This window comes from Tengunoibacter tsumagoiensis, assembly GCF_003967535.1.
GTDB lineage: Bacteria > Chloroflexota > Ktedonobacteria > Ktedonobacterales > Ktedonobacteraceae > Tengunoibacter > Tengunoibacter tsumagoiensis.
On record NZ_BIFR01000001.1, the window covers coordinates 437,022 to 457,532 of the forward strand.

The following is a 20,511-nucleotide window of genomic DNA, read 5'->3' on the forward strand; positions in this document are numbered from 1 at the left end:
GCATATGCGAGCTTCTTTTATTCATGTTGCTGATACCCATCTAGGATATGAGCAGTATGGTGTACGTGAGCGTTTCAATGATTTTAGTCGGACCTTCTGGAATATTGTCGATGATGCGATCGAAAAACAGGTCGATTTTGTGGTCATAGCTGGCGACTTGTTTAATAAAAGAGCCATTGATGCGCAGACGTTGATTCATGCTATTGAAGGCTTAAGAAAGCTCAAAGAGCGGCGTATTCCCGTGATTGCGATTGAGGGGAATCATGATCGCAGCTATTATCGCGATGGCCTCTCCTGGCTCCAATTTTTATGCTACCAGGACTATATTGTTCTACTCGCCCCTATCATGCAGGATGGAACCCCCCAGATCGATCGGTGGAGCCCTGACAAGATGCAAGGAGCGTATGTCGATCTGCTCGATGGCCGCCTGCGCATTTATGGGCTCCCCTGGCAAGGTTCGGCGACGGCCCGCGCATTAGAAGGAATGTCACAGGCATTACAGAAAGTACGGTCCGATGAACAAAGCCAGGGAATTGAGTACCGGCTGCTCACAATGCATACTGGCGTTGATGGACAAGTCGCTCGCGTTCAGGGCCTCCCCACTATGGCTCAGTTTCAACCTCTCCGTGAGAGTATCGACTATCTGGCCTTAGGACATGTTCATAAACCCTACGAATTTGATGGCTGGATGTACAACCCTGGCTCGACAGAGACCTGCGCAGCCGAAGAATCACAATGGGATGATCGAGGCTACTATTATGTCGAGATCGATACAGATGAGCCCGAACGGATCATCGATCCCGAAAAAAAAGAACGCCGTCACCACGCCGTTCACCTCCGCAGTCAGCGACGTTCGTTCGTTCGCTATGATCTGCGCGTTGATGGCCTCACGGAGCCCACAACGCTCTACACACGATTAGAAGACTATTGTCGACGCGAAGGCCCCAATTACGCAGCGCATAAACCTGTTGTGCATATTCACCTCGTTGGAACGCTTGGCTTTGATGCAGGATCGTTGGATCAGGTTACAATGGAGCAGATCGTTCAGCACTATTTTCAACCACTTTACGCACGCATCGATAATAATACAAATGATCAGGACTATATACCCGACGATGGCGATATCGATGGACGAGATCGCACCGTCTGGCATGAGCTCGAACGCCGCATCTTTGAAGAGCTTGTAGGCCTGGATGCACGCTATCTACCTGCCAAAGAGCAATGGAGTACCGTCATCAGTGAGCTAAAACAATCGGCTCTCCGAAATGACGATGCAGCAGAGATTGCACAGTATCTCCGTGAGAAAAGAGCAAGCCTGCTCAATAGCTAACGTCTCGCCAATACGCAGGCCATAGCCATACAATAAGATATTTTTCCCGTCCCTGGAACCAGATTTCACATATATTGAAGCAATCAAAAGAGCACATGAACAGTCTCTACAGGCTCTCCAGTGACAAACGGGTGAGTATATCGTGTTATTTGGATAGATCATGTATTATATATATGTGGGTTAGCGCTAATATCTTTGTAAAAGTTACCCCGCAGCACGTTCTAAAGGATAAGGGTGAGCATTCCGCTCGGTAGACCAGGGCACCATTGCTCAACTCTGCTCTGGATTGTTTGTGATTGACTGTTCCAGATATAACAAGTTATATCTGCTGGGTATTAACACGAGGCTATCGTCTAAATGTAGTTAGTTCGGAAGGAAGATTGGTGTGAGGGGGTGTGGTGCTCTACTCATTGATTTGTAGGCTGGTCGTTTTGTGTAGTATCACCTTGGGGCGCTGGAGGGTAATACCTGTGTTGAGGATGCAAAAACTATCCACACAGAGATATAGGCTCTGCTGGCGGGGAGTGTATGTGTGATGTCTGATCTTCTTGTGCGTCTGGTCGTATTACTCTCTATGGTTGCGTTAACGCTTATTATTGTCTGGGTAGCCCGCCGGCTTGTAGAGAGCCGCCGTCAGCCTTTACATGCTATTTTACCAGATGAAGAAAACTATCTACCCAATGAGGGGAGGCAGGAGCGCGATTTTTTCTTGCCGTCACGCGTGCGCATCCTGGCCTTTCAGAGCGAAGATAGTCCAGAGTGTCGGCAGTTGCAGGCTCCTGTCTTGCGCTGGATTGTAGAGGCGAGGGGCGAGGTGGTCTCTGTGATTAATATCGATGCCTCTAACTGTCCGGAATTGACCGATCGCTATCAAGTAATGACGGTTCCAACTACGGTTCTGTTGGATATGAAAGGGAAGGCCCACGCTGTCAATTATGGATTCACAAATGCACAGAGTCTATTAAAACAGGTGGATGAGATCCTGGCCCTCGATGAATATGCAAGTATTGTATAATCTCAAAGATCATATCATAGCTCACCATTTTTTATATGGTGGGCTATAGAATATCTGCCTCTTATCTTCTCCAGGTGCCCATAATATCTCACTCCCCGGACGCATAGCCACGTTACCAGCATTTAGTGTTTTTACACAAGAAAAGCCAGATAATTATACAAGAAATTTTTTTAAATCATTAAATGCATCAGATGATGCTTTTTTATAAATTCCTGGTGTTCTAATAAATGTTCTAAAACACCCTCCATTACCCCACAGTACAAAATTGCTATTGGATTGACAAAACGTACTTATTATATCTATACATCTGTAAGAATTCATGTTAAAATCTTCATCAGACGAGCGAAATCTGAGAACTACCTCATCTATAAGTCGCAGGTAAGTCATACAGGTATGACTTAAGGGTTATATATTTGCATGTTTTGCTTAAGTATATTAATCTATAATCCTTACAAAGTGATAGGTGGGGCAGCCATCAGGCTGGATCAGGGGGCCCTCCCCAGTAAAGAGACATAAGATCCACTCAGCTTGACTAGAACGCAGATTCTATTGTATTATTGGACAAGAACTTGTGTTCTAAGAAAGAAAAAAATTTGAGAAGAAGGAGGTAGCGTGATGGGAACCACGTATACCCGTAAACCCCCTCAGCCCGTACAATACGACGTTGAGGATAGCGATAATCTATACGTGACGCGTATGCCAAGTAGCACAAGGCGCTATACGTCATACGACGCGACGACTGGTGTTAGAACAACGGGCCAGAATACGACACTTCGCAGACGATCAAGTCTGACGTCTCAAAATACAAATGCCGTTCCTTCAACTGCTGTGGCACTTCCACGTACTGAGCCACCAGTAGCCAGACGCAACAAGCATTTTCCTCTCATTGCATTATCAATCGGGATGCTTATCACTATTCTGCTATTAATTGGAATCAGTTATTTCCAATCGTGGTGGCAGGGTTATCAAGATGATGTCGCCTATGGTTATCCACGGACTTATCAATTTGATGCAGAGGTTGGTCATAACGATAGTTCGGCCAATCCAACTCATTTCATCTTAACTAATCTCAAAGGGCGCATCGAAATTATTGAGATTCCGGGTGGTGATAATGCTCATCTACGTGCTTTTTATGGTCCGACATTGCTGGGGAATGGTCAAGACCGTTTGCCCGTAAAAGGTTGGATTCGTGATGATCAGGGCAAACGAGATCTGGTTATAAGTATTGCCGGACAACAACAGGTTTACATTAATGATGGGACAGCCTTTCATCCCTAGTACTATTCTGGTGCCTGTTATGTAGGGGAGACGACGTCAGCACTTTCTCTAACTTTATCGTGCTCGTAGCGCCGTCTCCAAAACACCTCTCTCCTCTTCAGCTTCATAGAAACCAGAACCAACTCTTCAAACTTCTTCTTAATCTTGCAATCAAGATCTTACAATCAAGTACAAAGATACAAAACGCTCGGACAGATACAGGGCATTCCAGTTCTGAGTGAGTCCTCTGACAGCAGAAAAGGTTTTCCCATCAGGAAGATGAGTGAAGAAGATGAAAATTACCGCCTCTTTTCCTCTTCCCGATTCCTTGCCTCATCTGCAAGAACTGGAACATCCTGGGACAGATGAGAGCGCCCTTGTCGTGTCTGCTATATGATACGATAATGGGTAAAGAGATCCCGCATGAGCCATATGCTGCTTGCTTGTGATAGGGAGTAGCTGTGAGTGGCCAGCCAATCCGCACGCTTATATCTATGTAGTTTGCAGGAGGAATTATGACCATATTTTTCGGCGACACTTTAAAGGCTGAGATTGATGAACGGGTGCCCGATCTCATTGCGACGCGACGCGACTTTCACGAACATCCAGAGTTAGCCTTTGAAGAGGTTCGTACTTCGCAGATTGTGGCCCAGCGTCTCAAAGCCTGCGGTCTTGAGGTCCAGACCGGCGTTGCAAAAACGGGCGTGGTTGGGATCTTGCGAGGTGAGGCAGCCGATGCGGAAGCCAGAACACTGGCTATTCGTGCTGACATGGACGCCCTTCCCATCTTTGAGCTCAATGAGGTTGATTATCGCTCGCAAATAGATGGCAAGATGCATGCCTGTGGTCATGATGGCCATACAGCGATTGCTTTGACTGTGGCAGATATTCTCAGCAAGAGGCGTCATGAGCTGAAAGGAAATGTGAAATTTCTCTTTCAACCTGCCGAAGAGAGTATCGGTGGCGCTCATGTGATGGTTGAAGAAGGGGCTATGCAAGGGGTTGACGGCGTGATTGGACTCCACCTGATCAGTGCCCTTCCCCTGGGTCTCATCGGAGTACGCTCAGGAACTGTGTTTGCCAGTGCAGATAAGTTGATTTTTACTGTACATGGCAAGGGCGGCCATGCAGCAATGCCCCAATTCTCGGTTGATCCAGTGGTGATTGCAGCGCAGATTATTACAGCACTTCAGACCTTGATTAGCCGTGAGACATCTCCTTTTAGTCCAGCAGTGATTACTATTGCCCAGATCCAGGCTGGCTCAGCCTTTAATATTATCCCTCAACAGGCTCAGATGCTGGGAACAATGCGAGCCTACTCAACCGAACATCGAGCCCATCTCATTCGTCGCATTCAAGAGGTGGCCAGTGGGATTGCGACAGCAATGGGTGGCTCCTGTACTGTGAAGATTGAAGATGGCTGCCCACCCTGTGTTAACGATCCAGCAATGACACAACTGGTCTATGGGGCGGCTGTGGCGACGGTTGGAGAGCATCAAGTGGAGACCGGCGAAGCCGTCTTAACGGCTGGTAGCGATGATATGGGGCATTTCCTTAATGCCGCCCCTGGCTGCTATTTTATCGTGGGTACGCAAAATACAAGCAAAGAGACGGACTATCCACATCATCATCCCCGCTTTAATATTGATGAGGATGCCCTCCCTACTGCTGTAGAAGTGCTTACACGCGCTGCCCTGGATTTTCTACGCTCATAACAAATTTTAAGAGAAAGGATTCGCAATGATTGTAGGACTTCCCATGGAAGCTCAAGTACGCCCTGTCACGCCCGATGATCTGCCAGCTCTGACCACCTTTCTTCACACAAACGCGCTTCTTCTGCAAGGACAGGAGGTACTACAGGAAGAGCTCTTAAAAGAGAGCTTAAGCTCTGGCAAACTCACACTTGAGGCAGATACCTGGTTGGTTACCAATAAAGAGGGGAAGATGCTGGGCTATACCTGGTTTGAGCTCCTCAAAGATTGGGTGGTTATTCCTTCCATCTATCAAGCGTTAGAGCTATCAGATCAGTCTGTTGGCCTCTATCTTCAGTCCTGCCTGGAGCAACGTCTGCTGGAGCTCTTACCTGAAGGGATTCAAGGGACATTCCTCGCATATGTCATGGGTGAGAAACCTGTACAACGAGACTTTCTAGCTCAGTCTGGCTATACCAGGTCCATTACCTTCTCACAAATGGAAATAGAATTTCGCGAGCCCCCACAGGCTCCAATCTGGCCTGCAACGATCACTGTACGTCAGTTTGACCCGGACAAGGATCTACAGGCAACGTATCGAGCAGATGAAGAATCGGCAGAAGATAAAGGATATCATCTCCCTCTTAGTCTGGCTGACTGGCGTTATCGTGTCCGTCTTCCGTTAGCCGATCCAACTCTGTGTTTCCTGGCCTACGATGGCGACGAGATTGCAGGGATTGCCCTCAATTATGTGAAAGATGAACAGGTAGGCGTCATTGATCATTTAGGCGTACGACGAGCCTGGCGGCGTCAGGGACTTGGAATGGCTCTGTTACGTCACTCATTTCAAGCCTTTTATCAGCGCGGCCTGCGTAAAGCAGTTCTCAACGTTGATGCGGATAGCCTGACTCATGCTGATAAGCTCTATAAACGAGCAGGTATGCAGATTATTGATCAATATCATATCTACAAAAAGGTTCTTGAAGAGACACCTCTATCCTGATTCCTGGGAAGCCCTCTGCAATACGGGATGAGCTCTGCACAATCTGGTGAGAATCTGTGCAAAGCTCATCCCGTATTGCTATATACGAGACAGGCTTGTGCTCTCCATCTTTAGAAGCGAATGCCGTTCAGATGAAAGCACTATTGAAGCCATTCTTGCTGTCGATAAGAATCAGCATGAACGAGCGCACCTGGTAAGCAAGCGTATCAACAAAAAATCATTATACAAGTTTTATCGAAATATCATGTTTCCTGATAGGAACATACTATTTTATATAGAATAGGGCCATTTTCATCATGTTTCATCATACTGTATCGCGAAATTCCAGATTTTAATAGTTTTTATACTTGACGGCACTTTAAAATAGGCTTATAACTGTCGCGATGATAATGTGCATGGTCAGGATGAGGAACATGGAAAAGCAGAATAATTTATTGAAATCTGCTCGGATGAAGAAACGCTGGACATTGGAGTTTGCCAGTGGCCAGGTTGGAGTGAGCCGTAGCACGTATATTCGCTGGGAGGCCGGAGCACAGATTCCACGCCTCTCTTCTTTGACTGCCCTCTGCCATACATTTGAGATGTCGCCAGAGGAGCTGGGATTTTCACAATCGTTTGACAGAAAAAAATCACCACCGCTCTTAAATGAGAAGCCTCTAGAAGAGGAGGTAAGTGAAGAAGAGCAGCTCGCTAATCTGCCAGAGGCCTTAGTCATCTGGGATATGGGCCTCACTTCCTGCTGGCAATGGTATATGGCAGGAGGGCAGACAGAACTTGAACGTCTCATGCCCACCTATCTTAGCCGGTTAGCCCGCCCAACGCTCTATCCAGGACCAGATCAACGGACGGCTGCCAGCCTGACCTCACAGGTCTATCAATTAATTGCCCTTCTGGACCTCCAACGAGGAGATTATGTGTCGGCTCAGACGAATGGGACGCAGGCGCTGGTCTATAGTCAACTGGCAAAAGATTGGAATATGTATGTTGCGGCTCAGATCCGGCTGGCAATTATCTTCTCTGCTCGCAAAAGGATCGGGTCAGCCCTGATTGCCTACAACGATGCTCTACGGCGCATCAATGCAGACAATAATCATGTCTCACCTATGTTACATAGCTGGATCTTTGCTGGCCTGGCTGAGATTCAGGCGACAATGGGCCGTGATACTGAGGCCATGCAATTTATTAAGCTGGCCTTTGCTGTCTTCCCTGAGCATCCAGAAGATGATCCATGCATCACCTATGCGCAATGTGATCGTTCGATGCTGTATCTTTATCAAGGACAGGTCTTCTTGCGTCTCGGTCAGCCACGCCTGGCCTGGGAGGCATTTAGTCAGATTGATGACTTCAAGCCATCACCACCAGCACGTGTACGAGCCGAGTTTTTAAAGCATCGTACCTATACCTCACTGGTGCTTGGTAATATGATTCAGACATGTATCTATCTGGAGGCTGCGGCCAGAGCCGCTCAAGAAATTCATAGCGATCTGGCCTTTAGCGAAGTTTATACGCTCTACGAGCACATGTTAGCAATCTGGGGGGGCGAGGTCCGTGTGCGAAACCTGGCACGCCTCTTCCAGCGCTAAGCATCAGTACCAGGCTGAAAAGACCAAGACGTGTTGCCCTATCTGGATACGATCACCGTTTTGTAATGGTTGGAGTGTAAAGCGTTTGATAACCTGCCCGTTAATTTTGGTGAGATTAAGCATACTCTCATGCTTCAGGCTATAGGTGCCATCGCTGGCTCGTAGAATGGATGCATGCCAGCTTTCAACATCTGGATCGTTGAGTGTAATATTACAATTTTCATTGGAGCCGATGCTATACTTTTTGTCTGTTAAAGCATATGTACGCCCTGGCTCTCTACCAATCTCGATCAGTAGCCTGGGTGTACCCGCACCATGATGCTGAGAGGAGGGGGGAGGGGTTGGATTACCTTTGCTCCTTATAAACGATGGCGGGGCCGGGGTCGGTCGGTTCCAGGATGGGTTGTTGAAGACAAAGACCAGGACATGGGAACCCAGGTAGATCTGGTCTTGATCCTGAAGGATCTGAGAAACATGCGGTTTGAGAAATGTGCCGTTCAAACGGGTTCCATTCACGCTCCCATCATCACGAATAGCATAGCTACCATCAGGTAGAGCCTGGATGGTCGCATGGGCACGACTGACTGAGACGTCGTTAATAAAGTAGGTCCGTTCGCGGCTACGGCCCAGGGTAATGTCATAGCTGGGAAGTGGATAGGCTGCTCCTCTATTGCCACCCTCTTCAACATACAGAAAACTGGTGCCCGGTGGAATCTGGGTAGCCTGAAAGTTGGTTGTAGGAGTCTCAACATTGCGGTATGTATCAATTTTGCCGGTGGCACCTTCGTTTCGATCGCTGATGGGAATGTTGAAGGCCGTTGGCTTCTGATTCATGGCCCGTTTAAAATCTGTGAGCAGATCAGCGGCAGTCTGATAGCGATACTTTATCTGCTTGGCCAGGGCATTTCCAAGCACATCTTCAATGCCCGCAGGGATCTCAGGACGTGAGCGCAGTTGAGGGCGTGGACATTCCGCTGGCAGTTGCTCATTAAAGACGTCCAGCCCTAGCAGCATCTCTGCAAGCAGGACACCAACGGAAAAAATATCACTACGCCGATCTGGCCTACCTGCTAGATGCTCAGGAGCCATATAGCGCGGCGTGCCATGATTCAGGCTGGTGCCACCACTAATACTATTCTGACTTACAAAATGGGCCAGCCCAAAATCTGTTAACATTAACCGACCATCTTGATGAAGCAGGAGGTTGCGGGGTTTAAGGTCGAGGTGCGCAATGTTCTCAGAATGCGCATATTCCAGGGCATTGCAGATGTCTTCAAGAAAATGTGACACGTCCTCTAATGAGGATAATCCCTGTGTATCACGCAAGAGGTCTTCAAGCGTTCCTCCACTAATAAAAGGCATGACGAGGTAAGGAAATTTGATACGGCGGATCTCTTGTGTGCCAATATCGTCGATATGGACGATATTCTTGTGGTCCATATTAGCCACAATATGAGCTTCACGAAGGAAGCGCTCATAATACTTAGGATCGTTCAGGTATTGTTCGAGAAGGATTTTGATGGCTTGTTGCCGATGCAGATCCAGATGTTCCGCACGATAGACAACCCCAAAACCACCCTTACCAATCAAGTCACCCAGCCGATATTTTCCTCCAAAGACCTGTTCGCTAAAACCGTATGCTGTCATGGAGATCCTTTGCTATTCAATCTTCGATTCATACAACCTACCCATCGAACCAATCAGTTTATCTGTCTCAAATAGTTGCTCACAGCCTATTTGTTTCAGTTAGAATTTGTTTCGAGCGAGACAACATAAAGTCGGGTCAGTTCGGGCAAAAATAGCACTTGAGGATGAGGAAGATTGTCTCATTTAAGAGTATATCTGATGACCTGGATAGATGTAAAGAAATCGTCTGATCGAAATTTACTAAGCGTTAACTTTCGTCTGGCTTATGCTTGAATCCATGATTAAATCGCTCTGGCCTGTCCACAGAGTCTCTGTTTTATGCTGAGTAAAGGCTCTGCATGGATAGGCAAAGCGATGACCCATCCATGCAGTATCAGGAAGCTTCTTTCAGGCGTAATTGGCTAGCTCGATGAGATTATAGTCGGGATCGCGAAGATAGATGGAGTAGATTTTGCGACGTGCTCCCATACGTTGAATGGGGCCCGCAATAAGCTCTACATTGCAGGCGTGGAGGTGAGCAATAACGTCCTGGAGAGGCATGCGCGTAATAAAGCAAAGATCGGCTGAACCTGGAATTGGCTGATGGGCGCGCAACTCAAGCTCACGCCCTACTTCATGAAGATTTATCTTCTGGTCTCCAAATTTCAGGGCCTTACGCCCCGGTTCAGTCTCTACTACTTCCATCCCTAAGACACGGGCGTAAAAGCTACAGGTCATCGCAATACTGCGAACCGTCAGAACGAGGTGATCGAGTTTATCTACCGTGAGCATCTTTTCGCCACAGATGAGAGCCATTCTATTTCGCCTTCCTTTTCTTCTTTCTATTCTTTTTTCTATGCCAGAGCGTCGTGTATGATTAGTGAGCATCCATAAACCCCAGAATAATTCGTTTATCATCGTCGATCATTTTGATGCGTACAACTATCTCCTGGCCTCGATGAAAGAGATCCCAGGGATGACTGATATAGCGCTGAATCTCCTGGCTATGTCCCTTCATAGCCTCTTCACTGGTAAGTACTCCAAGCGCCCCATTCAGGTCAACATAAATTTGTTGTTTAGACATTGAGTAGATACGGCCCACTCGAATGTCTCCAGGGTGTAACATAGTACGCATTATTTTCTCTCTCCCTTGAGCTGTCTTAAAAAATATTTTCATTCTGTCCCCAAATGTCTGCATGCTCTATTCCCTTTCTCTCATTGGCGGTGTCCTGGCCTCGCCTTCTGTGACTTCATGCGTTCTTCGCAGTAAACGCTCTCTACCACCCTCGATATGCGGTTAGCGATTTGGTCAATCCTAAAAATGTCTCCCGATAAAGGCACGCACCCGGAAAGAGATGTCGCAATTCGTTGCCAGTCAACAGGCGTATCCCTGCTACATATTCTTTGACCTCTTCCAGGCTCTCCAGACGCCAACCCCAGGGGGTCTTGAAATGTGTGAGCATCCAGATCTGCCACTGCCTGGGCCAGAATTGAAACATAGGCAACAATACATGCGGCTCAATTGGAAAATAACGATTGGGAGTCTGTATATAATACCGTCTTCCAACCCTCTGAATCTCTTGTGCCATCGCTGCTTGCTGCTGCAAATCCCCGACATGCTCAATCACAGAATTGGAGAAAACGATGTCAAATTGCTGATCTGCAAAGGCAGTCATATTTCGCGCATCTCCAACTATCTGTCCAATCGCACCTGGTGAAGGGGCCAGTTGAAGAGGGTCAAGATTATAGAGGGTAAGCGTGACTCCCTCATCGGCAAATTGCATCTGCTCCCAAAAATCTGGCGTGCCTCCTACATCAAGGATCGTCAGCGGACGAGGGACGGTGGCGAGGAGCGCAAGAAAGAAACGAAAGCGCCGACGCCGCAAACGATTTTGAATGTTTCTCCACATCCTTTATTTCCTCTCTTGTATCATTTTCTGTGGCATAAACCCATCCAGACACCAGACTGATAAGCCAGCTTGCCCAGCACTATGCCTGGAGCGTAAACTATGACTTCAGGCTGATCACACAGATTAAGTAGAACGATACGCATGGTCGATCCCAACGCCAATAATGGTAGTAAGATTAAAAATATTGCCGGTTGTTGAAAGAGCAGCAACAAACGATAAGTACGCTTGAGATCACGATGCCGAAGCTTATTCACGAGCCCTCCAGCCAGACCATGCCGATAGTTGTAAGACAGTAGTCCTGACAGGGTTCGCCTATCATGATCATGAAACACGACTATCTCTGGTTGGTAGATTGTTAGATAGCCCTGTTTCTGCACCCTATAACAGAGATCGATATCTTCACCCGAACGCAAACGCTCATCAAAGCCACCTACCTGCTGAAAAAGTGCCTTTGTGGTAGCCATACTGCCGGACCCAACTGGTAGTTTTCGATAACGACGATGCTGGTAATCTCCACAATTCGTAAAATCTACACACCGGGCAAAATAGGTATGTGCTGTGCCAGGCATACGAGCCCCCACAAGGCCTACCTCAGGGCGGCAGAGCTCATACACGTTCCGCATAATCCAGTCTTTCATCACAATCATGTCATCATCCAGGAAAAGGAGGACTTCTCCAGTCGCAGTACAAGCACCGATATTCCGGGCACGTCCAGGCTCAGCAATAGGTTCAGGATGAACTGTCTGAATCTCCCATCGTTGCACTAGCGAGGGGCCAGGTGGCCCAACAATGATGATCTCGCTATGTCCTGGATACCATTGCCGACTGAGTGCAGCCAGCGCTTGTTCTGCTTTGTGAAGTCGAGAAGCGGGAATGATGATGCTGACGCTGGGATACTGCTCTGATCGAACGCCTTCATACATGCTTAACCTCCCTCTGCTCCAGGACCTCACGATAGACCCGCAACGTGCTCTCTACCGCTTCCTGGTGAGCCACTACGTGAATCCGCTCGGAATGAATAGGCCAGCGTAAAAGCAGTTCTTTTCGCACCTTTTCAGAGGAGACAAGAATGCTTTGGGCCCGACAGAGGCTCTCGCGCAAGAGATGTTTCCAATAGAGTTGGGCATGAAAATAGGAAGCTAGATAGATCTCCTCAAAGTATGAAAGATTGTGGATCTCCATCACCAGCGGGCCCTTCCAGCCGATGGGAGCAGCAGCATCAGGTACATGAAGAATATCTGGACGGACCTGTTTTAAAATTTTTGGCAATAACAATTGGTGCTGCGTTAATAGTCCCTGCCAGCGGCGTAGTTTGACCAGATGAATCCGCACATTGGATTTGATGGCCAGAAACTGATATTTCTGAGGGCTTCCTGTAATAATGAGATAGTCGTATTCTGGAGATGAAACGGCGAGTTTATCCAGAAGAAGCTGCGTAGCAAAAAGAGCCTCGCCCTGTTCCTGTTCTACAATAAGCATATCAAAAGCAATGAGCATCGATCCTCCCCCTCTACTTCAACTTCGGTTGTTATCTATACTGCGGCAAAACCAGGGACTGGTCTGTTTGTGTATGACGAGTCTGCTCAGCTTTATATATAGTGGCCGATTCACGATTTGTCAGCAACAACCGCATCATCATGAGATCACCAGGAGTCAGTAGACGCGCTACCAGATAACAGCTCAATGTGAGTCCAAGCGCCAGTGGAATTGCAAGATAGAACGAAAGCTCTGGCAGATAGAGTAGTAGAGCACAGGCTGGCAGATTAGCAAGTCCAATCCCACAAAGTACGCGATGAAGATCAAGCACAGCTATTTCTCTACGCAGAAGAAGCAGAAAGAACAGATAGCTTATACCTTCGCTTAAGAGAGCTGCCCAGCCAGCTCCACTGATCTGCCAGAGAGGAATTAAACACAGATTAAGCAGGAGATTACTCAGCGTAGCCTGCAACGTGATCCAGGGAGTAGACCGCTCTAAATGAGCCGCCAGACAGGCTTTTTCATGCAATGTTGTAAAAAAGGTCAGGATCATTGTCCAGATTAGTAACTGAATAACTGGAATGGTGGCGCTAAAATGCACACCACCGAGTACAGACACAATGAGATTGGCTTTAAAGCTGATGAGTACTGCCAGCGGAATAATGAGCAGTGCCAGAATGCGCACTATCTGTATATACAGGTGAGAGAAGGCTGTACGATTGGTAACAAAGGTATGGCAGAGCAAGGGCATGAAGCCATTGGCATAGGTGAGCGCAATCATGATCAATGGATCAATAATTCTTGAAGCAAGTGCATACAGTCCCACGTTCGCTGGCCCTACCAGAAAGGAGAGCAGCAACAGATCGCTCTGACTGGCACCTAATCTGAGCAACTCGCGCCCTGTTAACGCTGCCGCCGACCAATAATGAATTGAGCAATACCTCAGACTGAACCGTGGAATAATATGGAACCGTCGCGTCGCCAGCAGCACTAACAGAACGAAGGCTGGCAGATCTGAATAGATGAGTAATGCATAACTCCATACAAGCGATAGATGCCACAGCAGAATCAAGGCCACCAGGCTGGCCGTTAAAAGACGATTTCCAGCCTCCAACAGACAAAGCCAGACGATACGCTGTTCAGCTCGAAAGCCATGTGTATAAACAATGCGCAGGCCATTGAATGAAAAACTAAAGAGCAGTGTGGTGCTTCCTAACAGGAGGAGCGTGCGCTGTTCGTTCCCCAATGGTAAGAGCCAGCAGAGCAAAAGAGCAATAATAGTGCTCAAACCCACGGTCAAACAACGAGTGCCAGCAGCATAGCTGAGCAGATTACTCCATTGAGCGCGTGGTTGATGGCTTAATTGGCGTAGCAGCAGATCATCCATACCGGTCCCGGTCAACACTGCGAAGCCGGTCAAGAAAGGGAAAGTCAGGCTATATTCGCCATATTGGATTGGTCCTAGATAGCGTGTAAGCAGCGCGGTCATAAAAAAGATCAATGGTAGAGGTGTCCCCCAGGAGACTAATTGCAACAGGATCGCCCGTCCGGTCCTGTTAATCGTTGGAGGTTGCTCATTGTTCATTCCATGGGATGATGACTGTCCAGAAGAGCTCTTTGTTCTCATCAGGCTATCATCTGAGGGCTGACTGAAGGCGGATAGTGACATTGGAGGCTGCTTCTGATCGCTTGAACGAAGATCAGTCCCCGGTGTGGCAGGACGAAGAACTTTCCAGGTTCCATCGGGCTTGATACATATACTCTCTCTATTCGACTTTTTTGCTCCTGACATGGCTTTCCTGGCAGGCATTCTCAATCGAGGCGCGATGTGCTGCTGCATCAGTACAGTCAGTGGCACAGGAAACTGATGGATAGAGCCCAGCGCGATCCCTGCAAGTAGGAAGAGTACAACCGGTCCCTCCAACTGATCCAGGGGTGCATCGAAGAGACCCACCAATAGATTGCCCAGACAGGCGAGAAGAGCTGCAAGCAACAATGGCTTCTGCCAGGAGGTTGCCCGAGGATAGGCGCGTCCGCAGAGACAAAGGATACTGAGCAAGAGTAAAATCCCAATGAGAGACAGAAGAGGGCCACTCTCTAGAGCCCACTCGAGGTACTGTTCATGTGGGTGAATGCCTTGCGGTCCCAACTGATCAATCTGTCCAACAATCAGTTGAGCATAGTATACATGAAACTGCTGCAAACCAATCCCAAGCCAGGGATGGCTCTGGATAAGCTGAAGCACCTCACTCCACATACGCAGCCGGTTAGCATTAGAGCTTTCATCATGGAGAAATAGTGGCCCAATCCGTTGCCAGAACAGGCCTCCTACTCCACTTCCCAGAGCCAATATGAACAGGAGGGAACGATAGCTCCGAACAATTAACATAGCAACAATCAGCAGGAGAATCGCAGCAATTACAATGCTTTTCGTACCTGTCCCTATCATCTCTAAGAACGTGATCAGCACGAAGAAGAGGCCAGACCAGCGCTCAGACCTGCGTTTACCTAACAGCCAGCAAGATAGAGCAACAGCAAATAGATTCACCAGATACATGCCAAAATTCACCGACCATGGAAACGGTCCCCATAACCGCCCCTGGGTCTGCTGAGGATTCAGTGCCCCCGCAAACTCCAGGAAAGCGGGTAATCTGATGCCCAATGCTTGAAACAGGCCAACCGTATAAAGAGGCAGATTGGCACAAAGAAGCATACACAAAAAGCCCGTTGTCCGCTTAAAGGAGCGTACTAAGAATGTTCCACACACAAAGACAATAAAGATCAATATCAGAGCAATCAAGCGTTTATCCGGTGCATAGAGAGCGTCTGCACTGGCAAAAGCTGGGACATGGACAAAAGAGAGTCCTGCCAGCAGTAGAAAGATCGCTGCCAGCAGATGAGCAATAGTCAATCTACCACTTGGATGACGAATAATTGCGACAACCAGGCAGAGCAATACAGCGGGCTCAACAAGGTGGAGATGATAACCCGGAAACGGTAGCACCAGAGCAGGAAAACTGGCACAGAACATAAGCAGCCAGAGAGCAAAATCTGGCCTGAGAACGGCTCCGATACTGCATCCCAACGCCCCAACCAGAGCAACCATCATCCATGGAGAGGGAGCATACGTGCATCCAATACAGAGCAACAAAAGCAGGCTGCATCCCACTGCCAGAAGGACTCTTTGCTTTTGTGCAAGCGTCTGCACTGGAACAATGGGCGATGCAAAGAGAGAAAACGTACTCCTCATAAAGTCTGCTCATTTTCCGCTAGTGGAGAGTATCCTCCACGTGCCTTGAGCAATGGACGAAACTGCATTTTTTTCACAGCTGGCTGCTCCGTTATCGGATCAGGCAATGAAGCTGGCATCTCCATAGTGCGGCCCTGAGTACGATCCATAGTGTAATCCTGAGTACGATCTTGAGCACGGCCCTGACTGAGTGGCTGACTGGATGGGATAGGGAAAGGTTTTGGCGTCTCTGTGGAAAGATTTTGCTCACGCCTGGGCGGCAAAGGGGGAACAGGCAATGGATCACTAGTCGTCTGCAAGGACTGAAGCTCTCGAGTGCCTGAATCCTTCTCAGCTAGTGAGAAAGATGCCCTGGCTGGCTCCTTTGTACCAGAAGATCGCTCAATCTCTGAAGCTGGGGGCTTGCCAGCGTCAGTGCCAGTTGGACTTAAAGGCAGTACAGTCTTAGCCGGTACTTGATCGACATAGAAGTAGCTATGCTGACCAGCCTTTTGACGATTGATCACCACCCCTAAGATCGGAGCATCCAGGCGTTGAAGCAGTGCTTGAGTCTCCTGTAAAGTCTCTCGTTGTTCCTTACCAGCCTCTAACACCAGAAGTGTCCCATCTACCATATCTGCCAGAAGCTGAGCATCCGTATGAGCATCCAGGGCAGGCGTATCAAAAATAATAAGATCAACGAGACGAGGCAAAGAATGAGCAATCTGAAGCGGATGTTGGCCCAATAGCCATGTTTTGAGCTGACGTAGCTCTGATAAACGCAGAAGACTCGTTGGCTGTTTAGTAGCCGGGCCAGCAGGTAAAAGCCAGAGATTAGGAAAGGTCGTTGCCCACTGATTAAGCCAGGAAAAGGGATGATGGCCAGCATAATCCGCAAAGCGATGAACATCTGGTAAGCGATTGGCCAGCCCGCCAGCATTTGGCTGTTGAAAAATTTTATGTAATAATGAGCGCCTCAGATTAGCATCAACCAGCAAGACTCGTTGTCCCGATTGTGCCAGCGAGAGTGCCAGATATGTCGCCACAGTGGTTACTCCCACCTGAGAATGCAGGCCGCTTACCATAAGCATACGGACCGCTGGATATTGAGCCTGGAACTGGGCTCCCAGCAGGAAAAGTCGCTCACGTGCCACGTCTGTGCTCTCATAAGAAAAATCAAGCAGCACGTTCTTTTGCAGCGTGCTAACCGGGATAGCCCCAAGAGGAGCTAAACCGGCCAACTGAACAACATCTTCGGTGGTCTTAATCGTTGTATCCATCCAATCCAGCACAAGAGCGAGCACAAGCATGACCAGCAGGCTAAGGCCAGCAGCCAGACCGATATTTAACGCTATCTGAGGGCTAGCAGGTCTGTCGGGAGGCACTGCTACCTGGGCGATGCGTAACATATTGAGCGCTTGCAGCTTCTGAGCCTGTAACTGATTATAACTGGCGAGCAGAGCTGTATAACTCGCTTGCTGAGCATCCGCAAGGCTTTTTTGTTGTGCGATCGTTTGTTCATCGCCATGGTTATTCTGCAAAATTGCGACCTGCTGCTGAGCATTATCGAGCACGACCTTTGTCTGGGTGAGCTGCTGGTTCAATTGATTGGAGAGATCGTCCAGATGTGTCTCTTCTTTTGCCTGCTCAACGGCTAAAAATGCATTGACGACTGCATTGGTATTGTCTGCCGCCTGCTGTGCACTGGTCGCTTGCCCACGTACCTCGATGATCTGAGTATTGTCAAGGGGCGAGGCACTGATCTGCTGAGCCAGATCGGCTACTGCGACTCCAGGTAATTGCTTGCTGGCCTGTTGCAGAACCTCTGGACTCGTTACCAGGAGAGCATAGCTGACAGCCTGAGCCTGGGCGCTAAAGACATCATTGGTCGTTGTTGTCGCTGTAGTGCTTGTATTCCCATTCACTTTGACGAGCGATCGAGCTTGATAGGTAGAAGGGAGCATAAAATTCAGGGCGGCAGTCAATCCGGTGGCAAGAGTTACGCCGAGCAGGATCAGGCGAGCATGGTGACGAAATACGCGTCCATAATGACGAAATGTAGCATGTATCTGCATAAAAATGTATCCTTTACCCTGCTAGTAAGCGCCTTCGCCGTGGAAGACTACGGTGATGGTCAAGAACAGAATAAACAGATCGTTACAAAAAGAGCGTTCAAGAATATAGATGCAGTCGAGGAGGCTGCGCTGTTCATAATTAATCTGAGAGCGGCCACTAATCTGCCACAGGCCCGTCAGGCCCGGCTTGACCGCATGGTAGAGTTCATACAACTCACCAAACGACTTGATCTCAGAGGACTGAATTGCACGAGGGCCCACAAGGCTCATCTCACCTCGTAGTACGTTGAGCATCTGGGGAAGCTCATCAAGACTTGTTTTACGGAGGAAAGCACCAAACCGGGTGACGCGAGGATCATGGCGTAGCTTGCCATGGCGCTGCCATTCTTCCCAAAGTTCGGTCTGCTGGACAAGAAGCGTATCTGCATTCACAACCATGCTACGAAATTTATGAGCTAAAAATGGCCTTCCATCTCGACCGATTCGCTTCTGACTATAGAAAATGGGGCCATGATCTTCTTGATAGATCTTCCAGGCAATGACAGGAAAACAGGCTCCCAACGTTATCAGGCCTAAGAGGGCACCACAGATATCCAGGCAACGTTTACTGAACCGATAGCTCCATGGCCGTCTCACAATCCGCTGGATTGGTAGCAGATCGGCCAATACATGAGGGGCCTCTTCTTTTTCCAGAATAGCCTGTCTGACATCTTCTGTGTTCAACCTACGAGCGTTATTCATACTACTACTACTACTCATACATCCTCCCTTACAACTTGTGATTTATGAATCCAAACGCGTCCAGGATTGATTCAATAATTACGCATCTTTCAATATAATGTTCATGCACCTCTCCTCTTTCATTCGGCTCTTAATATTCTGGCGAAAACGAAACATCTCTGAGGGCAGCATTGCGGGTGGGAATAATTGTTGTGCAATTTCTGTCTGCCACAACCTGCTTGCTGTACATGTGGAGTTCTCATCATCTTGCAACCCTGCCACCCTTTACCAGACTGAAAATGTCCTGCACTGATTCTGGCGTGAATCTGCTATGTGTCTATCTATCAATATTTTTGGGGGAAGATGTCAGGAGAAAATTTTTTTACTGATCCTTACTACCCAACTACCTTCCATCGAGCCTCTAAGTATCTAGCTCCTTCAATGTTATAAACGCCTATTACCATAAAAAGTAACACCAGATAATATTATTTAATACTGTAAATATATTCATCTTTAAATGAATATATATTCACTAACAGGAGCTGATACTCTCGATGAAATAGAATGAACGGATACATGCTCTATGCCACCAGAGTGATCAACTCATCCTCATAAGAGGCTGGCAGCATATTAAGAGAAAGTATGGGATGAGAGTCAGCCAATGCACATGAGTAGCGTACTTCGATATGGTATACTCAACCTATAAGTATTTGAATATTTAGTATGCCTGGATCATCTGGAAAAGGGAGAGAATAGCATGCATTTTCAATTTCGCACTGGCTGCCTGTATCTACTCCTCATCTGTAGTTTTCTAGCGGCCTGTGGAAGTGCACCTGCGACCAGCAACCCCTCGACACCTCAGCCCGTTAAGCTGACTATTTTTGCCGCTTCATCCTTAACAGAGTCATTTAAAGAATTACAGCAGCAGTATACCGCCTCTCACCATGAAGTTACCTTTACCAATCAATTTGCAGGCTCGCAGGTGCTGGCTCAACAGTTGACTAACGGAGCCAGGGCTGATATTCTGGCCTCAGCCGATCAGGCCACGATGAAAAAAGTGTCTGATGCCGGACTTAGTGAGCAACCACAGGTCTTTGCAAAAAATAAATTGGTCGTGATTGTTCCTGCAAGCAATCCGGCGCACATTCAGAAGCTTAAAGACCTGGCCAGGCCAGGTTTAAAGATCGTGGTAGCAGCCCCTTCTGTACCAGTGGGCAAATATGGTCTACAGGTGCTTGATAATCTGGGTAAAGCTCCCGATTATGGGTCGGCCTACGAAAGTGCGGTTAAAGCTAATTTTGTCTCACAGGAAGACAACGTAAAATCGGTCGTTAACAAAGTGCAATTAAACGAGGCGGATGCGGGATTTGTGTATCTCACAGATGTCACGCCTGATCTTACCAGTAAAGTCAAGCTGATTGATCTGCCAGATCAGTTGAATGTGATTGCTGAGTATCCAATCGCTGTGTTAAAGTCAGCCACCTCGACGAGCCAGGCTCGAAACTTTGTCGATTATCTGCTCTCAACGCAGGGTCAGGCAATTCTCAAAAAATATCATTTTATCCCGGTTCATTAACATATGTTCATAAGAGATAA

Annotated in this window: 16 protein-coding genes; 7 read left to right on the forward strand and 9 right to left on the reverse strand. The window is 47.9% G+C overall.

Annotated features, from left to right (window positions below; translation table 11 throughout):
* Positions 1-4 precede the first annotated feature (4 nt).
* The 6 genes from EL628_RS01770 (at position 5) to EL628_RS01795 (ending at position 7,879) form a co-directional block, all read left to right on the forward strand.
* Positions 5-1,330 (forward strand): metallophosphoesterase family protein, encoded by a 1,326-nt coding sequence (locus EL628_RS01770; protein WP_126578086.1) that lies wholly within the window; start codon positions 5-7, stop codon positions 1,328-1,330.
* 535 nt (positions 1,331-1,865) lie between these two features.
* Complete coding sequence (locus EL628_RS01775; RefSeq protein WP_126578087.1) at positions 1,866-2,345, forward strand: thioredoxin family protein; 480 nt, start codon at positions 1,866-1,868, stop codon at positions 2,343-2,345.
* Positions 2,346-2,960: 615 nt separating this feature from the next.
* Positions 2,961-3,623: a hypothetical protein gene (locus EL628_RS01780; protein WP_126578088.1), complete on the forward strand. Its 663-nt coding sequence runs from the start codon at positions 2,961-2,963 to the stop codon at positions 3,621-3,623.
* Positions 3,624-4,117: 494 nt separating this feature from the next.
* Entirely contained in the window at positions 4,118-5,317 is a 1,200-nt protein-coding gene (locus tag EL628_RS01785; RefSeq protein WP_126578089.1) for a M20 metallopeptidase family protein, read from the forward strand.
* A 25-nt stretch (positions 5,318-5,342) separates the two neighbouring features.
* The gene (locus EL628_RS01790) at positions 5,343-6,296 is read left to right on the forward strand and encodes a GNAT family N-acetyltransferase (RefSeq protein ID WP_126578090.1); all 954 of its coding nucleotides are present in this window, start codon (positions 5,343-5,345) and stop codon (positions 6,294-6,296) included.
* 413 nt (positions 6,297-6,709) lie between these two features.
* The gene (locus EL628_RS01795; RefSeq protein WP_161975205.1) at positions 6,710-7,879 is read left to right on the forward strand and encodes a helix-turn-helix domain-containing protein; all 1,170 of its coding nucleotides are present in this window, start codon (positions 6,710-6,712) and stop codon (positions 7,877-7,879) included.
* Between the two features lie 3 nt (positions 7,880-7,882).
* On the opposite strand, the gene EL628_RS01800 is transcribed toward EL628_RS01795, so the two are convergent.
* The 9 genes from EL628_RS01800 to EL628_RS01840 form a co-directional block, all read right to left on the reverse strand.
* Positions 7,883-9,526 (reverse strand): FHA domain-containing serine/threonine-protein kinase, encoded by a 1,644-nt coding sequence (locus EL628_RS01800; protein ID WP_126578092.1) that lies wholly within the window; start codon positions 9,524-9,526, stop codon positions 7,883-7,885.
* A 387-nt stretch (positions 9,527-9,913) separates the two neighbouring features.
* Positions 9,914-10,321, reverse strand: a complete 408-nt coding sequence (locus EL628_RS01805; RefSeq protein ID WP_218028855.1) for a VOC family protein — start codon at positions 10,319-10,321, stop codon at positions 9,914-9,916.
* A gap of 61 nt (positions 10,322-10,382) precedes the next feature.
* Complete coding sequence (locus tag EL628_RS01810; protein ID WP_126578093.1) at positions 10,383-10,640, reverse strand: S1 domain-containing protein; 258 nt, start codon at positions 10,638-10,640, stop codon at positions 10,383-10,385.
* Between the two features lie 142 nt (positions 10,641-10,782).
* On the reverse strand, positions 10,783-11,415 hold the full coding sequence (locus tag EL628_RS01815; RefSeq protein ID WP_126578094.1) for a class I SAM-dependent methyltransferase: 633 nt from the start codon (positions 11,413-11,415) through the stop codon (positions 10,783-10,785).
* 20 nt (positions 11,416-11,435) lie between these two features.
* Entirely contained in the window at positions 11,436-12,338 is a 903-nt protein-coding gene (locus EL628_RS01820) for a glycosyltransferase family 2 protein (protein ID WP_126578095.1), read from the reverse strand.
* Positions 12,331-12,912, reverse strand: a complete 582-nt coding sequence (locus EL628_RS01825) for a glycosyltransferase (RefSeq protein ID WP_126578096.1) — start codon at positions 12,910-12,912, stop codon at positions 12,331-12,333. Before EL628_RS01825 ends, EL628_RS01820 begins: the two co-directional genes overlap by 8 nt.
* A 31-nt stretch (positions 12,913-12,943) precedes the next feature.
* The gene (locus EL628_RS01830) at positions 12,944-16,141 is read right to left on the reverse strand and encodes an O-antigen ligase family protein (protein WP_126578097.1); all 3,198 of its coding nucleotides are present in this window, start codon (positions 16,139-16,141) and stop codon (positions 12,944-12,946) included.
* Positions 16,138-18,195: a polysaccharide biosynthesis tyrosine autokinase gene (locus EL628_RS01835; protein ID WP_126578098.1), complete on the reverse strand. Its 2,058-nt coding sequence runs from the start codon at positions 18,193-18,195 to the stop codon at positions 16,138-16,140. Before EL628_RS01835 ends, EL628_RS01830 begins: the two co-directional genes overlap by 4 nt.
* A 21-nt stretch (positions 18,196-18,216) precedes the next feature.
* Complete coding sequence (locus EL628_RS01840; RefSeq protein WP_126578099.1) at positions 18,217-18,954, reverse strand: sugar transferase; 738 nt, start codon at positions 18,952-18,954, stop codon at positions 18,217-18,219.
* 718 nt (positions 18,955-19,672) lie between these two features.
* Between EL628_RS01840 and modA the strand changes: the two genes are divergently transcribed.
* Entirely contained in the window at positions 19,673-20,491 is an 819-nt protein-coding gene (gene modA / locus EL628_RS01845; protein WP_126578100.1) for a molybdate ABC transporter substrate-binding protein, read from the forward strand.
* Positions 20,492-20,511 lie beyond the last annotated feature (20 nt).

Bases quoted from the DNA above. Each gene is read 5' to 3' on its own strand.
- EL628_RS01770 (WP_126578086.1), top strand. From the start codon at position 5: ATGCGAGCTTCTTTTATTCATGTTGCTGATACCCATCTAGGATATGAG.
- EL628_RS01775 (WP_126578087.1), top strand. From the start codon at position 1,866: ATGTCTGATCTTCTTGTGCGTCTGGTCGTATTACTCTCTATGGTTGCG.
- EL628_RS01780 (WP_126578088.1), top strand. From the start codon at position 2,961: ATGGGAACCACGTATACCCGTAAACCCCCTCAGCCCGTACAATACGAC.
- EL628_RS01785 (WP_126578089.1), top strand. From the start codon at position 4,118: ATGACCATATTTTTCGGCGACACTTTAAAGGCTGAGATTGATGAACGG.
- EL628_RS01790 (WP_126578090.1), top strand. From the start codon at position 5,343: ATGATTGTAGGACTTCCCATGGAAGCTCAAGTACGCCCTGTCACGCCC.
- EL628_RS01795 (WP_161975205.1), top strand. From the start codon at position 6,710: ATGGAAAAGCAGAATAATTTATTGAAATCTGCTCGGATGAAGAAACGC.
- EL628_RS01800 (WP_126578092.1), bottom strand. From the start codon at position 9,526: ATGACAGCATACGGTTTTAGCGAACAGGTCTTTGGAGGAAAATATCGG.
- EL628_RS01805 (WP_218028855.1), bottom strand. From the start codon at position 10,321: ATGGCTCTCATCTGTGGCGAAAAGATGCTCACGGTAGATAAACTCGAT.
- EL628_RS01810 (WP_126578093.1), bottom strand. From the start codon at position 10,640: ATGCGTACTATGTTACACCCTGGAGACATTCGAGTGGGCCGTATCTAC.
- EL628_RS01815 (WP_126578094.1), bottom strand. From the start codon at position 11,415: ATGTGGAGAAACATTCAAAATCGTTTGCGGCGTCGGCGCTTTCGTTTC.
- EL628_RS01820 (WP_126578095.1), bottom strand. From the start codon at position 12,338: ATGTATGAAGGCGTTCGATCAGAGCAGTATCCCAGCGTCAGCATCATC.
- EL628_RS01825 (WP_126578096.1), bottom strand. From the start codon at position 12,912: ATGCTCATTGCTTTTGATATGCTTATTGTAGAACAGGAACAGGGCGAG.
- EL628_RS01830 (WP_126578097.1), bottom strand. From the start codon at position 16,141: ATGAGGAGTACGTTTTCTCTCTTTGCATCGCCCATTGTTCCAGTGCAG.
- EL628_RS01835 (WP_126578098.1), bottom strand. From the start codon at position 18,195: ATGCAGATACATGCTACATTTCGTCATTATGGACGCGTATTTCGTCAC.
- EL628_RS01840 (WP_126578099.1), bottom strand. From the start codon at position 18,954: ATGAGTAGTAGTAGTAGTATGAATAACGCTCGTAGGTTGAACACAGAA.
- modA (WP_126578100.1), top strand. From the start codon at position 19,673: ATGCATTTTCAATTTCGCACTGGCTGCCTGTATCTACTCCTCATCTGT.